The organism is Streptomyces sp. BA2 (assembly GCF_009769735.1).
Lineage (GTDB): Bacteria > Actinomycetota > Actinomycetes > Streptomycetales > Streptomycetaceae > Streptomyces.
Map to the genome: position 1 here is coordinate 2,909,583 of NZ_WSRO01000002.1, position 21,000 is coordinate 2,930,582.

The 21,000-nt window shown below is 70.9% G+C and carries 18 protein-coding genes; 13 read left to right on the plus strand and 5 right to left on the minus strand.

Going from position 1 to position 21,000, the window contains the following annotated elements; all coding sequences use genetic code 11:
- Window positions 1-209: 209 nt before the first annotated feature.
- Both pspAA and E5671_RS15820 read right to left on the minus strand, forming a co-directional pair.
- Window positions 210-488 carry a PspA-associated protein PspAA gene (gene pspAA, locus E5671_RS15815; protein WP_160504617.1) on the minus strand — a complete coding sequence of 93 codons (279 nt, stop codon included), beginning with the start codon at window positions 486-488 and terminating at the stop codon, window positions 210-212.
- A gap of 40 nt (window positions 489-528) precedes the next feature.
- Window positions 529-1,329, minus strand: coding sequence for a PspA/IM30 family protein (locus tag E5671_RS15820; protein ID WP_160504618.1), 801 nt, complete (start codon window positions 1,327-1,329; stop codon window positions 529-531).
- A 267-nt stretch (window positions 1,330-1,596) separates the two neighbouring features.
- Between E5671_RS15820 and E5671_RS15825 the strand changes: the two genes are divergently transcribed.
- From E5671_RS15825 to E5671_RS15835, 3 genes are all read left to right on the plus strand, one after another.
- Entirely contained in the window at window positions 1,597-2,223 is a 627-nt protein-coding gene (locus E5671_RS15825; RefSeq protein ID WP_160504619.1) for a DUF3043 domain-containing protein, read from the plus strand.
- A gap of 74 nt (window positions 2,224-2,297) precedes the next feature.
- On the plus strand, window positions 2,298-3,005 hold the full coding sequence (locus tag E5671_RS15830) for a methyltransferase domain-containing protein (protein ID WP_160504620.1): 708 nt from the start codon (window positions 2,298-2,300) through the stop codon (window positions 3,003-3,005).
- A gap of 124 nt (window positions 3,006-3,129) precedes the next feature.
- Complete coding sequence (locus E5671_RS15835) at window positions 3,130-4,182, plus strand: S1C family serine protease (RefSeq protein WP_160504621.1); 1,053 nt, start codon at window positions 3,130-3,132, stop codon at window positions 4,180-4,182.
- Window positions 4,183-4,247: 65 nt separating this feature from the next.
- Here E5671_RS15835 and E5671_RS15840 read toward each other — a convergent pair whose 3' ends face one another.
- The gene (locus E5671_RS15840; RefSeq protein ID WP_160504622.1) at window positions 4,248-4,469 is read right to left on the minus strand and encodes a hypothetical protein; all 222 of its coding nucleotides are present in this window, start codon (window positions 4,467-4,469) and stop codon (window positions 4,248-4,250) included.
- Between the two features lie 90 nt (window positions 4,470-4,559).
- On the opposite strand from E5671_RS15840, the gene E5671_RS15845 reads away from it, so the two are divergent.
- Window positions 4,560-5,759 carry a bifunctional adenosylcobinamide kinase/adenosylcobinamide-phosphate guanylyltransferase gene (locus tag E5671_RS15845; protein ID WP_160504623.1) on the plus strand — a complete coding sequence of 400 codons (1,200 nt, stop codon included), beginning with the start codon at window positions 4,560-4,562 and terminating at the stop codon, window positions 5,757-5,759.
- Window positions 5,760-5,768: 9 nt separating this feature from the next.
- Here E5671_RS15845 and E5671_RS15850 read toward each other — a convergent pair whose 3' ends face one another.
- Window positions 5,769-6,506, minus strand: a complete 738-nt coding sequence (locus E5671_RS15850) for a class I SAM-dependent methyltransferase (protein ID WP_237330171.1) — start codon at window positions 6,504-6,506, stop codon at window positions 5,769-5,771.
- 183 nt (window positions 6,507-6,689) lie between these two features.
- On the opposite strand from E5671_RS15850, the gene cobT reads away from it, so the two are divergent.
- The 3 genes from cobT (at window position 6,690) to E5671_RS15865 (ending at window position 10,406) form a co-directional block, all read left to right on the plus strand.
- A complete protein-coding gene (gene cobT / locus E5671_RS15855) occupies window positions 6,690-7,829 on the plus strand; it encodes a nicotinate-nucleotide--dimethylbenzimidazole phosphoribosyltransferase (RefSeq protein ID WP_160504625.1) in 1,140 nt (379 codons plus the stop codon).
- A 67-nt stretch (window positions 7,830-7,896) separates the two neighbouring features.
- Window positions 7,897-9,660, plus strand: coding sequence for a phosphatidylglycerol lysyltransferase domain-containing protein (locus E5671_RS15860; RefSeq protein WP_160504626.1), 1,764 nt, complete (start codon window positions 7,897-7,899; stop codon window positions 9,658-9,660).
- Window positions 9,657-10,406 (plus strand): hypothetical protein, encoded by a 750-nt coding sequence (locus tag E5671_RS15865; protein WP_160504627.1) that lies wholly within the window; start codon window positions 9,657-9,659, stop codon window positions 10,404-10,406. Before E5671_RS15860 ends, E5671_RS15865 begins: the two co-directional genes overlap by 4 nt.
- Here the strand turns inward: E5671_RS15865 and E5671_RS15870 are convergent.
- Window positions 10,346-11,110: a hypothetical protein gene (locus tag E5671_RS15870; RefSeq protein ID WP_160504628.1), complete on the minus strand. Its 765-nt coding sequence runs from the start codon at window positions 11,108-11,110 to the stop codon at window positions 10,346-10,348. The genes E5671_RS15865 and E5671_RS15870 overlap by 61 nt on opposite strands.
- 67 nt (window positions 11,111-11,177) lie before the next feature.
- Between E5671_RS15870 and E5671_RS15875 the strand changes: the two genes are divergently transcribed.
- The 6 genes from E5671_RS15875 (at window position 11,178) to aceE (ending at window position 20,962) form a co-directional block, all read left to right on the plus strand.
- Entirely contained in the window at window positions 11,178-11,960 is a 783-nt protein-coding gene (locus E5671_RS15875) for an adenosylcobinamide-GDP ribazoletransferase (RefSeq protein ID WP_160504629.1), read from the plus strand.
- 188 nt (window positions 11,961-12,148) lie between these two features.
- A complete protein-coding gene (locus E5671_RS15880) occupies window positions 12,149-13,690 on the plus strand; it encodes a leucyl aminopeptidase (protein ID WP_160504630.1) in 1,542 nt (513 codons plus the stop codon).
- A gap of 301 nt (window positions 13,691-13,991) precedes the next feature.
- On the plus strand, window positions 13,992-15,380 hold the full coding sequence (lpdA, locus tag E5671_RS15885; protein WP_160504631.1) for a dihydrolipoyl dehydrogenase: 1,389 nt from the start codon (window positions 13,992-13,994) through the stop codon (window positions 15,378-15,380).
- 63 nt (window positions 15,381-15,443) lie between these two features.
- Window positions 15,444-17,216, plus strand: a complete 1,773-nt coding sequence (gene sucB, locus E5671_RS15890) for a 2-oxoglutarate dehydrogenase, E2 component, dihydrolipoamide succinyltransferase (RefSeq protein ID WP_160504632.1) — start codon at window positions 15,444-15,446, stop codon at window positions 17,214-17,216.
- A 148-nt stretch (window positions 17,217-17,364) separates the two neighbouring features.
- Window positions 17,365-17,988 carry a GntR family transcriptional regulator gene (locus tag E5671_RS15895; protein ID WP_160504633.1) on the plus strand — a complete coding sequence of 208 codons (624 nt, stop codon included), beginning with the start codon at window positions 17,365-17,367 and terminating at the stop codon, window positions 17,986-17,988.
- A gap of 268 nt (window positions 17,989-18,256) precedes the next feature.
- Entirely contained in the window at window positions 18,257-20,962 is a 2,706-nt protein-coding gene (aceE, locus tag E5671_RS15900; RefSeq protein ID WP_160504634.1) for a pyruvate dehydrogenase (acetyl-transferring), homodimeric type, read from the plus strand.
- Window positions 20,963-21,000: the final 38 nt, after the last annotated feature.

Genomic DNA, 21,000 nt, shown 5'->3' on the forward strand with positions numbered 1-21,000 from the left:
CTGGCGACGCCCCGGGGTCGGTCCTGGCTGAGCTCCGTCTGCCTGGCCGACCTGTCCCGGCGCTTCGCGCCGGATCTTTCCCGCCCACCCACCCGATTGCCCCGCGTCGAGTTCTCCTTCTCGCCCGGCACCGCTGGGTAATGGGCGGGTGGGTGGGAGACATCCGGCGCGAAGCGCCGGGCCAGGTCAGCTGGGGCCCCCGGCCAGGACTAGCCCGGGATCAAGCCGTCGTCGCTCAGCATTTCGCGGACCTCGTCCAGGGTCGCGTCCGGGCCCGGGAGGATCAGCTCGGAGGGTTCCAGGGCGTCGTCCGGGAGGGGGGTGCCCAGCTCCCGGACCTTGTCGAGGAGCGCGCCCAGCGTCCTGCGGAAGCCGGACTCGTCGCCGCTCTCCATCTCTTCCAGCAACTCGTCGTCCAGCTTGTTCAGTTCGGTGAAGTGGCTGTCGGCCAGCTTCACCTGCCCCTCCCCCATGATCCGTACGATCATGTCGCCCTCCTCGGACGTGAGCGGTGTGCTGCGAAAGGCTCTACTGCTTGTCGAAGCGCGGGGTGTCCTGCGGCTGCTGCTGGGTCTGGGGCTGGCCCTGACCCGGCTCGATGGCCTGCTTCGGCGACGCCGACGAGCCACCCGCCAGTTCCGCCTTCATCCGCTGCAGTTCCAGCTCTACATCAGTACCACCGGAGAGGCGATCCAGCTCGGACTGGATGTCGTCCTTGGCGAGGCCGGAGGAGTCGTCGAGAGCACCGGAAGCGAGGAGTTCGTCGATCGCGCCCGCCCGCGCCTGGAGCTGCGCGGTCTTGTCCTCGGCGCGCTGGATCGCCATGCCGACGTCGCCCATCTCCTCGGAGATGCCCGAGAAGGCCTCGCCGATCCGGGTCTGCGCCTGGGCGGCGGTGTACGTGGCCTTGATCGTCTCCTTCTTCGTACGGAAGGCGTCGACCTTGGCCTGGAGGCGCTGCGCCGCGAGGGTGAGCTTCTCCTCCTCGCCCTGGAGCGTCTGGTGCTGCGTCTCCAGGTCGGTCACCTGCTGCTGCAGGGCCGCACGGCGCGAGAGCGCCTCGCGGGCCAGGTCCTCACGGCCGAGGGCGAGGGCCTTGCGGCCCTGGTCCTCAAGGGTGGAGGACTGCTTCTGGAGCTGGCTCAGCTGCAGCTCCAGGCGCTTGCGCGAGGTCGCCACATCGGCGACACCGCGACGCACCTTCTGCAGCAGCTCGAGCTGCTTCTGGTACGAGTAATCGAGGGTTTCGCGCGGGTCCTCGGCCCGGTCAAGGGCCTTGTTCGCCTTCGCGCGGAAGATCATCCCCATACGCTTCATGACACCGCTCATGGGCTTCGCGCGCCCCCTTCTGACGGACTTCCAGCTCCAGGTACTGCTCAGAACCCACAGTACGGGCCCTGCATCCATTACCGCACTGTTCGCGTGCGGATGCGCTCATCCCCAAGGACGACTGTGTCCGGCCGGGCTCAGGCGTAGGGAGTAGGTGCACCCCCGGGAACCGCCCGAAAACCGCTTGTAAACCACACGGAACGTCCCCTTAGCCACACAATCAAGACGCCCGGTGTTGCCGGATCGTTCCCCGTCGGGCGGGGGTCCATGCGTCGGCACCCCGTACCCTTGGGTTTTGTGTTCCGTAGCCGATCCAAGGACGAGAAGGCCCCGGCGAGCAAGGCCCCGGTGACCGACTCCCAGCAGCCCCGTGACCCCGAGGCCCCGAAGGGCCGCCCCACGCCCAAGCGCAGTGAGGCCCAGACCCAGCGCCGCAGCGTGGCCAACACGCCTGTGACGCGCAAGGAGGCGGCGAAGCGGCAGCGCGACGCACGCCGCGTCCAGATGGACAAGCAGCGCCAGGCGCTCGCCAGCGGTGACGAGCGCTATCTGCCCGCCCGCGACAAGGGCCCCGTGCGCAAGTTCGCGCGCGACTTCGTCGACTCGCGGTTCTGCATCGCCGAGTTCTTCCTGCCGCTGGCCGTGATCATCCTCGTACTGAGCATGGTCCGTATCCCGCAGCTGCAGAACATCGCGCTGCTGCTCTGGCTCTTCGTGATCGTCCTGATCATCGTGGACTCGGTGACGACGGCGGTCCGCCTGAAGAAGCGCCTGAACGAGCGCTTCCCGAGCGAGAGCAAGAAGGGCGCCGTCGCGTACGCCCTGATGCGTACGCTCCAGATGCGCCGTCTGCGGCTGCCGAAGCCGCAGGTCAAGCGCGGAGAACGGCCCTGAGCGGATTCGCCGGCGGGGCCGCCGCGTGGCTTCAGAAGCTGGGCGGCCTTCGTAACGCCGTACGCCAGGAGCTGGTGACCCGGCAGCTCGACGAGCAGATAGCCGGGCGCTTCCCCGTGGGGCAGCGGCTGCGCGTGCTCGACGTGGGCATGGGCCAGGGCACGCAGGCGCTGCGGCTCGCCCGCGCCGGGCACAAGGTGACGGGCGTCGAGCAGGATCCGGCGATGGTGGCCGCGGCGCGTGCCGCGCTCGGCGCCGAGCCGGAGGGTATCCAGGGGCGGGTGCGGATCGTCGAGGGCGACGGGCGCGAGACCGGGGTGCATTTCCTGCCGGGCAGCTTCGACGTCGTGCTGTGCCACGGCGTCCTGATGTACGTCGAGGAGCCGGACGCGCTGCTCGCGGGTCTGGCCCGGATGCTTGCCCCCGGCGGGCTGCTCTCCCTTCTCGTACGGAACGCTGACGCGCTGGCCATGCGGCCGGGGCTCGCCGGGGACTGGGCGGGGGCGATGGCCGCGTTCGACTCCACCGTGTACCGCAATCGGCTCGGCCTTGAGGCGCGGGCCGATCGGCTCGATGCCGTTTCCGCTTCGCTCTCGGGGATCGCTGCGCCGTTGCACGCCTGGTATGGCGTGCGGGTCTTCACCGATCAGGCCTCGGACGACACTGTTCCGCCGGAGGACGCGGAGTTGGCGGCGCTGCTCGCCGCCGAGGAGCGGGCCGGGCGTACTGACCCGTATCGCCGGGTCGCGGCTCTGTTGCACGTCTGCGGTGTGCGGGACTGACTGAACCGCCGCTTCGCGGCGGATGTTTCCCGCCCACCCACCCGAGCACCCCGCAGCGAACCGCACCCCCTGATCGGCGGTCTATTTCAGGGCGGCATATCGGGGCCAACGCGACACTCGGGGCATGAATGCCTCGCGTATCCGTGCCATCACCGTGACCGCCTCCCTTGCCTCAGCGCTCCTCGTCGCCGGCTGCTCAAGCTCCGGTTCCGGGGACTCCGGTGAGTCCACCACCCAGGCCGCGCCCATGGCGGAGAGCGATCTGGAGGGCGCCTACCAGCAGGTGATCGAGGACGTCCTGCCGTCGGTCGTCCAGATCGACGCCTCCGACAGCCTCGGCTCCGGTGTCGTCTACGACGACAAGGGCCACGTCGTCACCAACGCCCACGTCGTGGGCAAGGAGCAGACCTTCAAGGTCACGACGGCCACCGGGGAGCAGGCTCTCACCGCGAAGCTCGTCGCCTCCTACCCCGAGCAGGATCTCGCCGTCATCAAGCTCGACAACCCGCCGAGCGGGCTCAAGGCCGCGAAGTTCGGGGACTCCACGAAGGCCGAGGTCGGGCAGATCGTGCTCGCCATGGGTTCGCCGCTCGGTCTCTCGTCCAGCGTCACGCAGGGCATCGTCTCGGCGACCGGCCGGACCGTCAGCGAGCCCCGCACGGAGGGCGCCCCCGGGGCCACCATCGCGAACATGCTCCAGACGTCCGCCGCGATCAACCCGGGCAACAGCGGCGGCGCCCTGGTCAACCTGGACGGCCAGGTCATCGGCATTCCGACGCTCGCCGCGACGGACCCGCAGATGGGCGACAGCGCGGCGCCGGGGATCGGGTTCGCGATCCCGTCCTCGATGGTGAAGACCATCGCCGACCAGATCATCAAGGACGGCAGGGTCACCGACTCGGGCCGGGCCGCCCTCGGCATCACGGGACGCACGGTCCTCGGCGACAACTACAGGCCCGCGGGCGTCGCCATCGTCGACGCGCAGAAGGACGGCGGCGCGGCCAAGGCCGGTCTGGAGGACGGCGACATCATCACCAAGCTCGGCAACTCCGACATCACCACGATCACCTCGCTCTCCGAGGCGCTCGCCGGGGAGAAGCCGGGTGACAAGACGCAGGTGACGTACGTACGAGACGGCTCCGAGAAGACCGCCGAGGTCACGCTGGGCGAGATGTAGGGAAGGGACGGGACACGTGAGGGGGTGGCCGCACCCGCGGTCACCCCCTCACGTTCAGGCGTCACTCACTCCTGCGTCGCGTCCTGCGCGTGCAGGCTCATCGGCCCATAGATCTTGTTCGCGTCCTCGAAGAGCGACACCTGGTCGGCGCCGCCTTCGGCGAGCTCTTTCCAGTACTCGCCGACCCACGACTCCGCGTCCCCCTGAGTCGTGAACTCCTCGGGCGTCAGAGCGGGCTGGACCTCCGTCCCGTCCGCCTTCTCGAACCGCCACGTCCATGCCGCCATGCCAGCCTCCCGATGGTCCGACAGCTGTGTGAAGCCGCTTGAAGCCTAGCCGGGCGAGCGGCGCTCGCGGTGACGCGGGAGGATCTTCCTGTGGAACTGACTCTGCTCGGCACCGGCGCCCCCGAAGGCCTGCCCCGACCCGGCTGCCCCTGTGCGGCCTGCGCGACCGCGCTCGGCGGCTCGGCGCGCGGCGCCACCGCACTCCTGGTGGACGGCGTCCTGCTGCTCGACCTCACCCCTGGCGCCGCCTTCGCGGCCGCCCGCTCCGGGCACTCGCTCGGCGGTGTACGCCAGATTCTGCTCTCCCATCCGCACGACGGCCCCTCGGTGGAGGTGCCTGCGGGACTGCCGCAGCCGGGCCGGGTGCCCGACGGGCGGGAGCTCGCGCTGCTCACCGGGCACCGGGTGCGCGCGGTGGCGATGGACCACCCGGGCACGGGGTACGAGGTCGCGGGCCCGGACGGGGAGCGGCTGCTGTATCTGCCGCCGGGCGGCGCGCCCGCGGGGCTGCCGGACGAGCAGGCTCCGTACGAGATGGTCGTCGCCGATGTCGTCGGGCGTCCCGACGGGCTCGCGCGGCTGCGGGCCGCGGGGGCGATCGGGCCGACCACGGACGTCGTCGCCGTCCATCTGGGTCACGAGGTGCCGCCGGGCACGGAGCTGACCCGCAGGCTGGCCGCCGCCGGTGCGCGGGCCGTGCCGGACGGGACGACGCTGGTGGTCGGCGCCTATGAGGACGTACCGGACGTGCCGCGCCGCACCCTCGTCCTCGGCGGCGCCCGGTCCGGGAAGTCGGTGGAGGCGGAGCGCCGCCTCGAAGCCTTCCCCGAGGTGCTGTACGTGGCCACGGGCGGGACCAGGAACGGCGACTCCGAGTGGGCGGACCGGGTGAGCGCCCACCGGGAGCGGCGGCCCGGGTCGTGGAGCACCGCCGAGACCTGCGACCTCGTGCCGCTGCTCGCCGAGAACGGCCCTCCCCTGCTCATCGACTGCCTGTCGCTGTGGCTGACGTACGCCATGGACGAGGTGAACGCGTGGGACGACGACGAATGGGCGGGCGGTGGCGAGCGGGCGCTGCGCAAGCGGGTCTCGGAGCTCACGGGGGCGGTGCGCGCGACCCGGCGCACGGTTGTCGCCGTGTCGAACGAGGTCGGCTCCGGCATCGTCCCCGCGACCGCGTCGGGCCGCCGCTACCGCGATGAACTGGGCCGTCTGAACGCGGCGTTCGCGTCCGAGTGCGAGCACGTGCTGCTTGTCGTGGCGGGCCAGGCGCTCACGCTGCGCGGCTGAGACGGCCGTTCAGGCGGCGGGGTCGCGGCGGGCGATGACCCGGTAGGCGTTGGAGAACCGGGTGCGGCTGACCAGGGGGGCGAGGATCCGGTCGAGCAGGGCCGCGGCGGCGAGCAGCGGGACGGCGAGGCGGGCGGCGGCACGGATGCGGCCGAGGGTGATGGCCAGGCGCGCGGTCAGGTCGAAGGGGATGTGCGGCTCGCGCCGGTCGGTGGCCACGACGGTGTAGCCGAGGCTTTCGAGCTCGCGGCGGAGGGCGGCGAGCGGGATGCGGTGGTAGGGCTCGGGCCTGATCCACCCCTTGTCGAGGACCCTGGCGTACCGGCTCTGCGGGACGGGGACCTCGATCATCAGATGGCCGCCGGGCCGCAACACCGTGCGGGCGGCGATGAGTTCGATGCGCGGGTCGGCGCTGCGCTCCAGGTAGTGGAACATGCTCAGCGCGTCGTAGCGCCCCGCGAGCTTCGGCGCCAGGTCGGCGAGCAGCCCGCGGTGGGCCTCCTCCACGCGGCCGGCCCTGCGGCCCTCCTCCACGCGTCCGGTGAGGTCGAGTCCGTCGAAGGCGGTGTACGGGTGCACCTGTTGGGCGACGGCGGGGAAGTGCCCGTGCCCGGTTTCGATGTCCAGCCAGCTCTCGGGCTCGATGAACCGGCCCATCGCGCGGGCCCGTGCCTGATGGCGGCGGGTGGAGTGCGGGACGGCGAAGATCTTCTCCGCCTGGGCGGCGGCGGCCTGGGCGGCGTCCATGGGCGTGGCAGGCTCCTCTGTCGGGCGGTGCACGACAAATCTCATCAAACGGTACGTAAGGGATGATCGACACCGGCGCAGCGACACCGTGGAGGTGGCGCGTCCGGCAGCGGCGCCCGCGCGCGCATGCCGGCCGCCGGGCCGTCTGACCCGACGCCAGGCCCTGCCGGTACTGTTCGGCGAATGAGCTCGCTGAATCTCGACGACTTCACCGACCTGATCGAGCGGCCCGACGGCGGGGTCCGCCGCGACGCCGAGGAGCGCAGGGAACGGCAGAGCGTGCCGCCCGGGGCGCTCGGCCGCCTGGACGAACTCGGCGAGTGGCTGTCCGCGGCCCAGTCCTCGGTGCCGGTCAAGCCGATCGAGCGACCGCGCGTGATCCTCTTCGCCGGTGACCACGGGGTCGCGGGCCTCGATGTGTCCGCGAGGCCCGCGGGCGGTGCGGCCGAACTCGTCCGCGCCGTGCTCTCCGGCGCGAGCCCGGTGTCCGTCCTCGCGCGCCGCCTCGACGTGCCCGTACGGGTCGTCGACCTGGCCCTGGACTGCGACCCGGCCGAGCTGCCCGCGGAGGTGGCGGGGCACCGGGTGCGGCGCGGCTCGGGGCGCGTCGACATCGAGGACGCGCTGACGGCGGAGGAGGCCGAGGCCGCGGTGCGGGCCGGGATGGCCGTCGCCGACGAGGAGGCGGACTCCGGGACCGACCTGGTCGTGCTCGGCGATGTGAGCGTCGGCGGGACGACGCCCGCGGCGACGCTGGTCGCCGCGCTGTGCGGGACCGACGCGTCCGTGGTGACCGGGCGGGGCGGCGCGCCGATCGACGACCTCGCGTGGATGCGCAAGTGCGCGGCGGTCCGGGACGCGCTGCGGCGGGCGCGGCCCGTCCTCGGGGATCAGCTGGAGCTGCTCGCGACGGTGGGCGGGGCCGACATCGCCGCCATGACCGGGTTCCTGTTGCAGTGCGCGGTGCGGCGTACGCCGGTCATTCTGGACGGCGTGGTGGCATCGGCCGCGGCACTCGTGGCCCAGCGGGTCGCCTTCCGGGCGCCGGACTGGTGGCTCGCGGGGCACAACAGCGGGGAGCCCGCGCAGGCCAAGGCCCTTGACCGGATGGCGCTCGACCCCGTGCTCGAACAGGGCGTGCAGGTCGGCGAGGGCGTGGGGGCGCTGCTCGCGCTGCCGCTGGTGCGGGCCGCGGCGGCGCTCTCCGCGGAGCTGCCTGAGCGGAAGCCTGAGCCCGAGCCCGAGCGGAAGCCTGAGCCCGAGACGGAGTCCGAGGCCGACCCCAAGCCCAGTACCGAGGCCGGGGCCCCGGAAACGGAGTAGACCGCACCCGAAGGCGCGGCTGGTCACAGCCGAAGGCGGCCCGGCGTGCCCCATATGATCCCTTTTCATGGGAGATGAGCAATCTGCTGCCGGGCGCCGTCGCGATCTGCGTAGGCGGCGGCTCGCCGCGGCCTTCAGCGTCTGGTACCTCCGCGCCGTCACCTTCATCAACTTCCTGAGCGCGGTCTGGGTCTCCCTCGGGCAGGATCTGCGGCGGCACAACACCGAGAACTACTTCACGCCGTATCTGCTCACCGCAGGCTTCGCCTCCGGCGCGTTCACGCTGTTCCTGGCCATCACGATGCGCCGCCGCAAACGCGCCGCCTGGATTCTCAACCTCGTACTCAGCGGGCTCTTTCTGCTGCTCTTCGCGTTCGCGATGGTCTTCCCGGAGATCCGCCGGTACGCGCAGAACTGGATCTCCCTCGTCCTGACCGCCGCCTTCGTCGCCTCGCTGATCGTCGGGCGGCGGGAGTTCTACGCCAAGGGGGACCGCTCCAATCCGAAGCTCGCCGCGGCCGTCGCCGTCGGCGGGCTTCTCGCGGCCTCGCTGGTCGCCGCGCTCCTGGTCACGGTCACCAACCAAGCGCACGACGAAAGCCGTTCGACGTTCCTCGACCGCTGGCGCTACGGCACGATGCGCCTGGTCTCGCTGGCCGCCGACGACCGGCGGTTCGAGGGCGTCACCACGCCCGGCTGGGTCAACGTCAGCATCAACGTGCTCAGCACGCTTCTCCTCCTGGCCGTCCTGTACGCCGCGTTCCGCTCGCGCAAGGCGGTCGACCCGCTCACCGTGGACGACGAGCGGGGGCTGCACGAGCTGCTCGACAAGTACGGCGAGCGCGACTCGCTCGGCTACTTCGCGCTGCGCCGCGAGAAGAGCGTCGTGTGGTCGCCCAGCGCCAAGGCGGCGGTCGCCTACCGGGTCATCGGGGGTGTGTCGCTGGCTTCCGGGGATCCGATCGGAGATCCGGAAGCCTGGCCCGGCGCCATCGAGCCCTGGCTCGCCGACGCCCGCGAGCACGGCTGGATCCCCGCCGTCATGGGCGCGAGCGAGGAGGCGGGGACGATCTACGCCCGGCACGGCCTCGACGCGCTTGAGCTGGGCGACGAAGCCATCGTCGAGACCGGAGAGTTCACTCTGGAGGGGCGGGCCATGCGGACGGTCCGTCAGGCGTACAACCGGGTCGAGCGGGCCGGTTACGAGGTGCGGATCCGGCGTCACGAGGACATCCCGGCCGACGAGATGGCGTATCTGCTCGAGCGCGCCGACGACTGGCGTGACGGGGCCACCGAGCGCGGCTTCTCGATGGCGCTCGGCAGGCTCGGCGACCCCGAGGACGGGCGGTGCGTGATGCTCGAATGCGCCGACCGTGACGGGGAGTTGAGAGCACTGCTCTCCTTCGTGCCGTGGGGGCCGCGCGGGCTCTCCCTCGACCTGATGCGGCGCGACCGCGACTCCGAGAACGGCCTGATGGAGTTCATGGTCATCGAGCTGCTCCAGCGCGCCGCCGAGATCAAGATCACTCAGGTCTCGCTGAACTTCGCGATGTTCAGGTCGGTCTTCGAACGTGGCTCGCGGCTCGGCGCGGGCCCGGTCCTGCGGTTGTGGCGCTCGCTGCTCACCTTCTTCTCACGGTGGTGGCAGATCGAGTCGCTGTACCGCGCCAACGCGAAGTACCGCCCGATCTGGGAGCCCCGCTTCCTTCTCTTCGAGAAGAGCGGGGACCTGCCCCGCATCGGCATCGCGTCGGCCCGCGCGGAGGGCTTCCTGGAAGCGCCGGGCCTGCCGAAGTGGCTGCACCGCAAGCATCTGGAGTCCCGACGATGAGCGCCCCCGCCCCGGCCCCCGCCCGGCCGCCGGCCCTGCCCGGCCGCTTGGCCCGCCTGGCCCGAGCCGAGTGGGGGCCGCTGTACGCCGCCGTGCGATTCGGCATCGCCGAGCGGCGGTGGCGGGCGGCGCCCATGACGCTGGCCGCCGTGTGCCTCACCGCCCTGTTCCAGTTCGTGCAGAACCAGCCCTGGGGCTACCAGTTCGTGCAGAACATCGGCTCCGTACGGGCCGATGACCCGCTGTGGCTCGCCCTGCTGCGCACCCCGCTCTCGCTCTTCGTGCCCGCGCTCGACCTGCCCGTCTGGGGCGCGCTCGCGCAGATCCTGCTGGTGTTCGGCATCGCGGAGATCTGCATCGGCTGGTGGCGCACGCTCCTCATCGGCTACGCGGCCACCCTCGCGGGCACGCTCTACGCGCGCGTGGGCATCGAGTGGGGTCCCGGCAACCCGCTGGGGCTGCCCGCGTCCGACGCCCAGGTCATCGACACGGGCCCTTCCGCCGCGGTGGTCGGGCTCGCGGTCTACGTGTGCTGGCGCTACCGGGCGTGGTTCACGGCGGGGCTCGTGACCGCCGTGATGGTCGCCGAGGTGTTCGTCAAGAACAACCTCGCGGGCAAGGAGCATCTGGCGGCGATCGCGGCGGTGTTGGTGCTGTGCGTTTGCTCGGAGGCGCTTCGACGGCGTCAGCGGCGGGGGCGTGGACGTGCCAGTTCCGGGTCGGGTTTGCCGCCGATCCAGTCCTGAACCTTGCGGCGCGGGCCCGCCCAGCGGCGGTCGTGGTGGTAGGCACGCAGGCCCGCTCGGGCACGGGCGCGGTGCCGGTTGCGGTAGAAGCGCCTGGCCCATGCCGATCCCGGGCGGGCGAGGCGGATCGCGCCCACCAGCGCGACCAGCGGGACCACCATGCCGATCACGGCCGTCTGCAGTTTGCCCTTGGCCAGGGCGATCAGGGCGAAGCAGCAGTTGACGGCGACGTTCAGGGCGAGGCCCGCCCGGTTGCTCCGCTCCTCGGGCGTCAGGTCGTTCACGCCGAACGGGGTGAAGCCGGTGAGGATGAGCACCACCAGGGCCGCGGTCAGCATCACGACCTCGACGCTCTTGCGGCCCTGTTCGCTCCAGTAGACGTCGTCGAGGTAGAGGATCAGCGCGAACTCGTCGAGTACGAGACCGGCGCCGATGCCGAAGATGACGGCCGCGAACATCGAGGCGAGGCTGTGCCTGCCGGCCGCGACCGCCCAGAACCCTCCTACGAGCATGAGGAAGATGCCCGGTACGACGTGGTGGATGTGGACGTCGCCCGAGCTGATGTTCCGGAAGGGGCCTTTGCCCGCGCGGATCAGGCGGGTGATGGTTCGGGTGATCAGGAACGTGGCCACGAAGGAGAGCAGGGCCAGGAGGAGCGGGAGCTTTCCCGGCTCCGTGATGTTCCGGTACCACCAGTCGGCCATGGGGCCATCTTGAGGGGCCGCCCTGCGTTCCGCAGGGCGAGAAGAGCCTGGGGGGTACCCTTCCGCGGTGCCCCGAACCTCCCCCGCCGACGGTCTCCGCTTCGCCTTCGGCACCCTCACCGCGCTTCCGGTCGCCGTCACCAAGTGGGACCGCGAAGCCGCCCGCGCCGGGATGCTCTGCGCCCCGCTCGCCGGGCTCGTGGTCGGCCTCTGCGCCGCCGCGCTCGGCGGCGTGCTCATGGCGCTCGGCTCGGGGCCACTGCTGGCGGCCGTAGCCACCGCCGCCGTCCCGGCGACGCTCACCCGCGGCCTCCACCTCGACGGCCTCGCCGACACCGCCGACGGTCTCGGCAGCGCGAAGCCTGCCGACGAGGCGCTGCGCATCATGAAGCAGTCCGACGTCGGTCCCTTCGGCGTCATCACGCTGCTCTTCGTCCTGCTCGCCCAAGTGGCCGTCCTCTTCCAGCTCTACGAGGCCTCGTGGACCCGGGGCGCACTCGCCGCGGTCGTCTCGGCGGCCACGGCCCGCCTCGCCCTGACCCTGGCCGCCCGCGAGGGCGTCCCGCCGGCTCGCCCCGAAGGGCTCGGGGCGGCGGTGGCAGGAACGGTTCCCCGGGGTGCGGCCCTGCTCGCGACGGCACTCGTCACCGCCCTGGCCGCGCTCGCCGCCGTGCCCTTCGGGACGTACGAGACAGTGCGGTACGCGGCAGCCGTCCTCCTCGCGGTGTGCGCCGCCGAACTCCTCCTGCGGCATTGCGTCCGCCGTTTCGGCGGCATCACCGGCGACGTCTTCGGCGCGCTCGCCGAGACCGCGGCCACGACGGCCCTGGTCGTCCTGGCCCTTGGCTGATTCGCGGATGCTTCCGCCGAAACATAAATGCGGCGCCACGTACGGATGAATCTGCGCCGACACGATCGAATGGGCGCGACGCGCGTAGGCTCATGTTCGGTGCCTTTCCGGCCCGTTCTAGGCTGGCGCCGGGCGGGTCGACCCACCCCATCGGCCAAGGAACTCAACGGAAGCGAGAATTCACCACCGTGACTGCTCTGACTCTCAGCACTGCCGCCGCGTCCGGCCTCCGTGCCGACGCGATCGTCGTCGGCGTCGCGAAGGGCGCCAAGGGTCCGGTCGTCGCGCCGGGCGCCGAGGCCGTGGACAAGGCGTACGACGGCAAGCTCGCGTCCGTCCTTGAGACCCTCGGCGCCTCGGGCGCCGAGGGCGAGGTGACCAAGCTGCCCGCGCCCTCCGGCTTCAAGGCTCCGGTCGTCCTCGCGGTCGGCCTCGGCACGGTGCCGGAGAAGGACGAGACGTACGGCACCGACGCCCTTCGCCGCGCCGCGGGTACCGCGGCGCGCGCCCTGTCCGGCTCGAAGAAGGCCGCGTTCGCGCTGCCCGCCGAGGATGCCGAGGACACCGGTGCGATCGCCGAGGGCGCGCTGCTCGGCGCGTACTCCTTCGACGCGTACAAGGAGAACGGTTCCGCCAAGGCGAAGGAGGGCAAGAACGGCAAGGACGCCAAGGGTCCGCTCGCCGAGATCGCCCTGCTCGGCGCCAAGCCCCGCGACAAGGCGTACAAGGCGGCCGTCGAGCGCGCCACCGCCCTGTCCGAGGAGCTCAACCGCGCCCGCGACCTCATCAACACCCCGCCGAACGACCTGAACCCCGAGGCCTTCGCCGCGGTCGCCACCGCGGCCGCGAAGGAGCACGGCATCAAGGTCCAGGTCCTGGACGAGAAGGCGCTCAGCAAGGGCGGCTTCGGCGGCATCCTCGGTGTCGGCGTCGGCTCGGACGCCCCGCCGCGCCTGGTCAAGCTCTCGTACACGTCGTCGAAGGCGAAGAAGCACCTCGCCTTCGTCGGCAAGGGCATCACGTACGACTCGGGCGGCATCTCGCTGAAGCCCGCCGGTCACAACGAAACCATGAAGTGCGACATGGCCGGCGCCGCCGCCGTCTTCGCGGCCGTCGTCTCCGCCGCGCGCCTGGGCCTCGAAGTGAACATCACCGGCTGGCTGGCGCTCGCCGAGAACATGCCGTCCGGCTCCGCGACCCGCCCCGGCGACGTCCTGCGGATGTACAGCGGCAAGACCGTCGAGGTGCTCAACACCGACGCCGAGGGCCGTCTGGTCCTGGCCGACGCGATCGCCAAGGCCTCCGAGGACAACCCCGACGCGATCGTCGACGTGGCCACGCTGACCGGCGCGATGATGATGGCGCTCGGCAGCCGCACCTTCGGCATCATGGCCAACGACGACGCGTTCCGCGCCGCGATCCACGACGCCTCCGAGGAGGCGGGCGAGCCCTCCTGGCCGATGCCGCTGCCCGAGCACCTGAAGAAGGGCATGGACTCCCCCACCGCCGACATCGCCAACATGGGCGAGCGCATGGGCGGCGGCCTGGTGGCCGGTCTCTTCCTCCAGGAGTTCGTCGGCGAGGGCATCACCTGGGCGCACCTGGACATCGCGGGCCCGGCCTTCAACGAGGGCGGCCCGTTCGGCTACACGCCCAAGGGCGGCACCGGCACCGCGGTCCGCACCCTGGTCCGCCTCGCCGAGCGCACGGCCGCGGGCGACCTCGGCTGACCGGCTGATCTGTCGTACGCGGGCAGGGCCCGGACGTCCAGATGTCCGGGCCCTGCCCGATTTCGCCCTCAACGAAATCCGTACGTTCATACACCTCGGTAACGCCTGGACGTGGCGAATCAGACGTCTCACAGCCCGGCCCGCCGTCCCACCTCTCGCCGACAAGTGCGAAGATGGGTTCTCGGCAGGACAGGGCCCCCACCACAGGGCCGAAACAAGAGCGGCCGATACCAGCCGACAGACCGGTCGTCCCCCGAGAAAAGGGGTCCGGCGTACGGCGCACATGCATGGAGGACGTGACGTGGCGAACGACGCCAGCACCGTTTTCGACCTAGTGATCCTCGGCGGCGGTAGCGGCGGTTACGCCGCGGCACTGCGCGCGTCGCAGCTGGGCCTGGACGTCGCCCTGATCGAGAAGGGCAAGGTCGGCGGCACCTGCCTGCACAACGGCTGCATCCCGACGAAGGCGCTGCTGCACGCCGGCGAGATCGCCGACCAGGCACGCGAAGCCGACCAGTTCGGCGTGAAGGCCACCTTCGAGGGCATCGACATGGCGGCCGTCCACAAGTACAAGGACGACGTGATCTCCGGCCTCTACAAGGGCCTGCAGGGACTCATCGCCTCGCGCAAGGTGACGTACATCGAGGGCGAGGGCAAGCTTTCCTCCCCGACCTCCGTGGACGTGAACGGCCAGACCGTCCAGGGCCGCCACGTGCTTCTCGCGACCGGCTCCGTGCCGAAGTCGCTGCCGGGCCTCGAGATCGACGGCAACCGCATCATCTCCTCGGACCACGCCCTGGTCATGGACCGAGTACCGAAGTCCGCGATCATCCTGGGCGGCGGCGTCATCGGCGTCGAGTTCGCCTCGGCGTGGAAGTCCTTCGGTTCCGAGGTCACCGTGGTCGAGGGCCTCAAGCACCTCGTGCCCGTCGAGGACGAGAACTCCTCGAAGCTTCTTGAGCGCGCGTTCCGCAAGCGCGGCATCAAGTTCAACCTCGGCACCTTCTTCGAGAAGGCCGAGTACACGCAGGACGGCGTCCGCGTGACCCTCGCCGACGGCAAGACCTTCGAGGCCGAGGTTCTCCTGGTCGCCATCGGCCGCGGCCCGGTCTCCCAGGGCCTCGGCTACGAGGAGCAGGGCGTCGCGATGGACCGCGGGTACGTCCTGGTCGACGAGTACATGCAGACCAACGTCCCGACCATCTCGGCCGTGGGCGACCTGGTGCCGACGCTCCAGCTCGCGCACGTCGGCTTCGCCGAGGGCATCCTGGTCGCGGAGCGCCTGGCCGGTCTCAAGACCGTCCCGATCGACTACGACGGCGTGCCGAAGGTGACGTACTGCCACCCCGAGGTCGCCTCCGTGGGCATCACCGAGGCCAAGGCCAAGGAGATCTACGGCGCGGACAAGGTCGTCGCCCTCAAGTACAGCCTGGCGGGCAACGGCAAGAGCAAGATCCTCAAGACCGCGGGCGAGATCAAGCTCGTCCAGGTCAAGGACGGTGCCGTGGTCGGCGTCCACATGGTCGGCGACCGCATGGGCGAGCAGGTCGGCGAAGCCCAGCTGATCTACAACTGGGAGGCGCTGCCCGCCGAGGTCGCCCAGCTCATCCACGCCCACCCGACGCAGAACGAGGCGATGGGCGAGGCCCACTTGGCCCTCGCGGGCAAGCCGCTGCACTCCCACGACTGATCTCTCAGTCACACGGGCGCGACGACCACAGACTTCCGCAATTCATAAGGAGCAACTGAAACCATGGCGGTTTCCGTATCCCTTCCGGCGCTCGGCGAGAGCGTCACCGAGGGCACTGTCACCCGTTGGCTGAAGGCCGAGGGCGAGCGCGTCGAGGCCGACGAGCCGCTGCTCGAGGTCTCGACCGACAAGGTCGACACCGAGATCCCCTCCCCGGCCGCAGGCATCCTGGCCTCCATCAAGGTCGCCGAGGACGAGACCGTCGAGGTCGGCGCCGAGCTGGCCGTCATCGACGACGGCAGCGGTGCGCCCGCTGCCGAGTCCGCTCCGGCCGCCGAGCAGCCCGCTCAGGCCGAGGCTCCGGCCCCTGCCGCCGAGGCCCCCGCGGCTCCGGCTCCCGCCGCCGAGGCCCCTGCCGCTCCGGCCGCCCCGGCCGGTGGCGCCTCCGGCACCGACGTCACGCTGCCCGCCCTGGGCGAGTCGGTCACCGAAGGCACCGTCACCCGTTGGCTGAAGGAGGTCGGCGAGGAGGTCGCGGAGGACGAGCCCCTGCTCGAGGTCTCCACGGACAAGGTCGACACCGAGATCCCCTCCCCGGCCGCGGGCGTGCTGCTCGAGATCGTCGTGGGCGAGGACGAGACCGCTGAGGTCGGCGCCAAGCTCGCCGTCATCGGCGCTCCCGGTGCCGCGCCCGCCGCTGCCGCTCCGGCTGCCCCGGCCGCTCCGGCCGCTGCTCCGGCGGCGCCTGCTGCCCCGGCCGCCCCCGCGGCTCCCGCAGCCCCGGCCGCGCCCGCCGCTGCCGCTCCGGCTCCGGCACAGCCCGCGGCTCCGGCCGCTCCGGCCGCGCCCGCCCCGGCTCAGCCCGCCGCTCCGGCTCCGTCCGCGCCTGCCGCCCCGGCCTCCCCGTCCGACGACGGCGCGTACGTCACGCCGCTGGTCCGCAAGCTCGCGAACGAGCACGGCGTGAGCCTGTCGGACGTCAAGGGCACCGGCGTCGGTGGCCGCATCCGCAAGCAGGACGTCGTCGCGGCCGCCGAGGCCAAGAAGTCGGCCCCGGCTCCGGCCGCCGCCGCTCCGGCAGCTTCGAAGGCCCCGGCCCTCGAGGCGTCCCCGCTGCGCGGTCAGACGGTCAAGATGACCCGCATGCGCAAGGTCATCGGCGACAACATGATGAAGGCGCTGCACTCGCAGGCCCAGCTGACCTCGGTCGTCGAGGTCGACATCACGAAGCTGATGAAGCTGCGCGCCAAGGCGAAGGACGCGTTCGCGGCTCGTGAGGGCGTCAAGCTCTCCCCGATGCCGTTCTTCGTCAAGGCCGCCGCCCAGGCGCTGAAGGCCCACCCGGTCGTCAACGCCCGGATCAACGACGACGAAGGCACCATCACGTACTTCGACTCGGAGAACATCGGCATCGCCGTGGACGCCGAGAAGGGTCTGATGACGCCGGTCATCAAGGGGGCGGGCGACCTGAACATCGCCGGTATCTCCAAGAAGACCGCCGAGCTCGCCGGCAAGGCCCGTGGCGGTGGCCTCACCCCGGACGACATGTCCGGTGCCACCTTCACGGTCTCCAACACCGGTTCGCGCGGTGCCCTGTTCGACACGGTCATCGTGCCGCCGAACCAGGCCGCGATCCTCGGCATCGGTGCCACGGTGAAGCGTCCGGTCGTCATCAACCACCCGGATCTCGGCGAGACCATCGCCGTCCGTGACATGACGTACCTCTCGCTCTCCTACGACCACCGTCTGGTGGACGGCGCGGACGCCGCCCGCTACCTGACCACGGTCAAGGCGATCCTTGAGGCCGGCGAGTTCGAGGTCGAGCTCGGCCTGTAGTTCCGCCGCTGGTGCTGCGGCCCCCAGGGCTGTAACACTCGTCTCATCAGCGCGTACGCCCCCGTTCGGAGGTTTCCGAGCGGGGGCGTCGCCGTATTGTCTAGGGGTCACCACGCCCTGGGGCGCTGCCCCCGCCGGAGGAGCCCACATGACCGCGCCCGTCGTTCACTCGCTGCGCGAACAGATCCGCGAGCACATCGTGGAGGGGATCGTCAGCGGGCGCTGGCAGCCGGGCGAGCGGATCGTGGAGCGGCGCATCGCCGTGGAGCTGGAGGTCTCGCAGACCCCCGTACGGGAGGCGCTGCGGGAGCTTGAGACACTGCGGCTCATCGAGTCGGCGCCCAACAAGGGCGTACGCGTACGGAACTTGACCGCGGCGGACCTGGAGGAGAGCTACCCCGTCCGTGCTGGCCTTGAGGCCATCGCGGCCGAACTCGCGGCGGAGAGCCTGGCGGAGGACTGCTCGGCCCTCGAACCCCATGTCGCCGCCCTCTACGAGGCGGACCGGGCCTCCGACGGCACGGCTCAGGTGCGCCACACGGTCGGTTTCCACCGGGAGTTGGTGCGGGCCGCGGACAACTCCGTTCTGCTGCACACCTGGGAGGGTCTCGGCATCGAGGTCTTCACGGCGCTGTCGATCCGGTGGCTCGGGACGGTGCAGCAGTCGTACGCGGAGGAGCACGAGGCCCTCGTCTCGGCGTTCCAGCGGCGGGATCCCGCGATCGCGGAGCTGGTGAAGGCCCACGTCCTGGGCTGTGCGCCGCGTCCCTGACGTAGGAGCACGGGAGCGCTCATACGTGCTCTCACCTGCGGTGATCCTTCAAATCGAAGGCACCGCGTGCCCTCATTAATGGCACCGGATGCCTACTTTCTGAATATGAAGGAGTTTTCGCCTTCAACCCTTTGATCGATCATCGATCACGGAGTTACAGTCTCCGACGGGCTCACACCAGAGCCTCACGCCCTGTCCTGCCAAAGACCTAGGGCACCCCCACCCCTTACCGAACAGGGGACCCCCTCCGACTCAGGAAGGCGGCGACATGACCGACCCCTCCGCAATCCAGCCGAGCGAGCTCGACCAGCTCCCGGACCGCGACCCCGAGGAGACCGCCGAATGGCAGGCCTCCCTGGACGCCGTTACCCAGGCGGCCGGGCCGCACCGAGCCGCATACCTGATGCGGCGCACGCTGGAGCGCGCCGAGGGCGCGGGCCTGGCGCTGCCCAAGCTCCTTGAGACCGACTACGTCAACACCATCCCCACCTCCGCCGAGCCGGCGATCGAGGGCGACGAGGCGATGGAGCAGCGGATCGCCGCGTGGAACCGCTGGAACGCGGCCGCGATGGTGACCCGGGGCAGCAAATACGGCGTCGGCGGCCACATCGCCACCTTCGCCTCCGCCGCCTGGCTGTACGAGACCGGCTTCAACCACTTCTTCAAGGGCAAGGAATCCCAGGAGTCTCCCGGCTCCGGCGACCAGCTCTACATCCAGGGCCACGCCTCCCCCGGCATCTACGCCCGCGCCTTCCTCGACGGCCGTCTGAACGAGGCGCAGCTCGACAACTTCCGCCGCGAGTCGGGCGGCGACGGCCTGCCGTCCTACCCGCACCCGCGCCGGCTGCCCTGGCTGTGGGAGTTCCCGACCGTATCGATGGGTCTGGGTCCGCTCTCCGCGATCTACCAGGCGCGCTTCAACCGGTACCTCTCCAACCGCGGCATCAAGGACGTCTCCGCCTCGCACGTGTGGGCGTTCCTCGGTGACGGCGAGATGGACGAGCCCGAGTCGACGGCGGCCCTCGCGCTCGCCGCGCGTGAGGAGCTCGACAACCTCACGTACGTCATCAACTGCAACCTGCAGCGCCTCGACGGCCCGGTCCGCGCCAACTTCCGCGTGGTCCAGGAGCTGGAGGCCCAGTTCCGCGGCGCCGGCTGGAACGTCATCAAGGTCCTGTGGGGCAACGCCTGGGACGAGCTGTTCCAGCTCGACACCACGGGCGCCCTGGTCCGCCGCCTCCGCGAGGTGCCGGACGCGCAGTTCCAGACGTACGCGACGCGCGACGCCGCCTACATCCGCGAGCACTTCTTCGGCTCCGAGCCCGCGCTCGTCGAGCTCGGCAAACTGCTCAGCGACGACAAGATCAGCGAGTGCTTCCACCTCTCGCGCGGCGGCCACGAGGCCCGCAAGGTCTACGCGGCCTACCGCGCGGCGCTCACCCACAAGGGCGCGCCGACCGTGATCCTCGCGCAGACGGTCAAGGGCTTCACGCTCGGCAAGGGCTTCGAGTCCAAGAACGCCAACCACCAGATGAAGAAGCTCACGGTGGACGAGTTCAAGGACATGCGTGACCTCCTTGAGCTGCCGATCTCGGACAGTGACTTCGTCGACGGCGTGGTGCCCTACGGCCACCCCGGCGCCGACTCCCCCGAGGTCCGTTACCTCCAGGAGCGCCGTGCCGCGCTCGGCGGTCCTGCCCCGGCCCGCCGCACGCAGCCGCTCGCGCCGCTGCCCGCCCCGGCCGACAAGTCGTTCGCGTCGTTCGACAAGGGCTCGGGCTCGCAGTCGATGGCGACGACCATGGCCTTCGTACGCCTCGTCAAGGACCTGATCCGTGACAAGGAGACCGGCAAGCGCTGGGTGCCGATCGTCCCCGACGAGGCGCGCACCTTCGGCATGGAGTCGCTCTTCCCCTCGCTCGGCATCTACTCGCCGAAGGGCCAGAACTACGAGCCGGTCGACCGCGACCAGCTGATGTACTACCGCGAGGCCAAGGACGGGCAGATCCTCAACGAGGGGATCACCGAGGCCGGTTCGATGGCGGACTTCATCGCCGCGTCGTCGTCGTACGCGACGCACGGCGAAGCCATGATCCCGTTCTACATCTTCTACTCGATGTTCGGCTGGCAGCGGACCGCCGACCAGATGTGGCAGCTCGGCGACCAGCTCGGCCGCGGCTTCCTCGTCGGCGCCACCGCCGGTCGTACGACGCTGACGGGTGAGGGTCTGCAGCACGCGGACGGCCACTCGCCGGTGATCGCCGCGACGAACCCCGCCGCCATGTCGTACGACCCGGCGTTCGCCTACGAGGTCGCGGCGATCGTCAAGGACGGTCTGCGCCGGATGTACGGCGAGGCCGCCCCCGGTGAGGACCAGAACGTCTTCTACTACCTCACCGTCTACAACGAGCCGATGCCGCAGCCCGCGAAGCCCGCGGGTGTCGACGAGGGCATCGTGCGCGGTCTGTACCGCTTCAACACCGCCGAGACGGCCGGTCTTTCGGCGGCCGCCAACGCGGCGCGCATCCAGCTGATCGGTTCGGGTACCGCCATCCACTGGACTCTCTCCGCGCAGAAGATGCTCGCCGAGGAGTGGGGTGTGGCCGCCGACGTGTGGTCCGCGACCTCCTGGACCGAGCTGCGCCGCGACGCCCTGGAGGCGGACGAGGCGATCCTGCGCGGCGAGGAGCGGACTCCGTACGTGCGTACGGCACTTGAGGGTGCGCAGGGTCCCGTGCTCGCCGTCTCGGACTACATGCGGCAGGTTCCCGACCAGATCGCGCAGTGGGTCGAGCAGGACTACTCGTCGCTCGGCGCGGACGGCTTCGGCCTCTCCGACACGCGTGACGCGGCTCGTCGCCACTTCGGCATCGACGCGGAGTCGATCGTCGTGGCCTCGCTCGCGCAGCTTGCCCGTCGTGGCGAGGTGCCGGCCTCCGCGGTGAAGGAGGCTCGGGCCAAGTACGGTCTGTAGCCTTCGGCCTGATGCGGTGCGGGTCCCTGCCTGGGTGG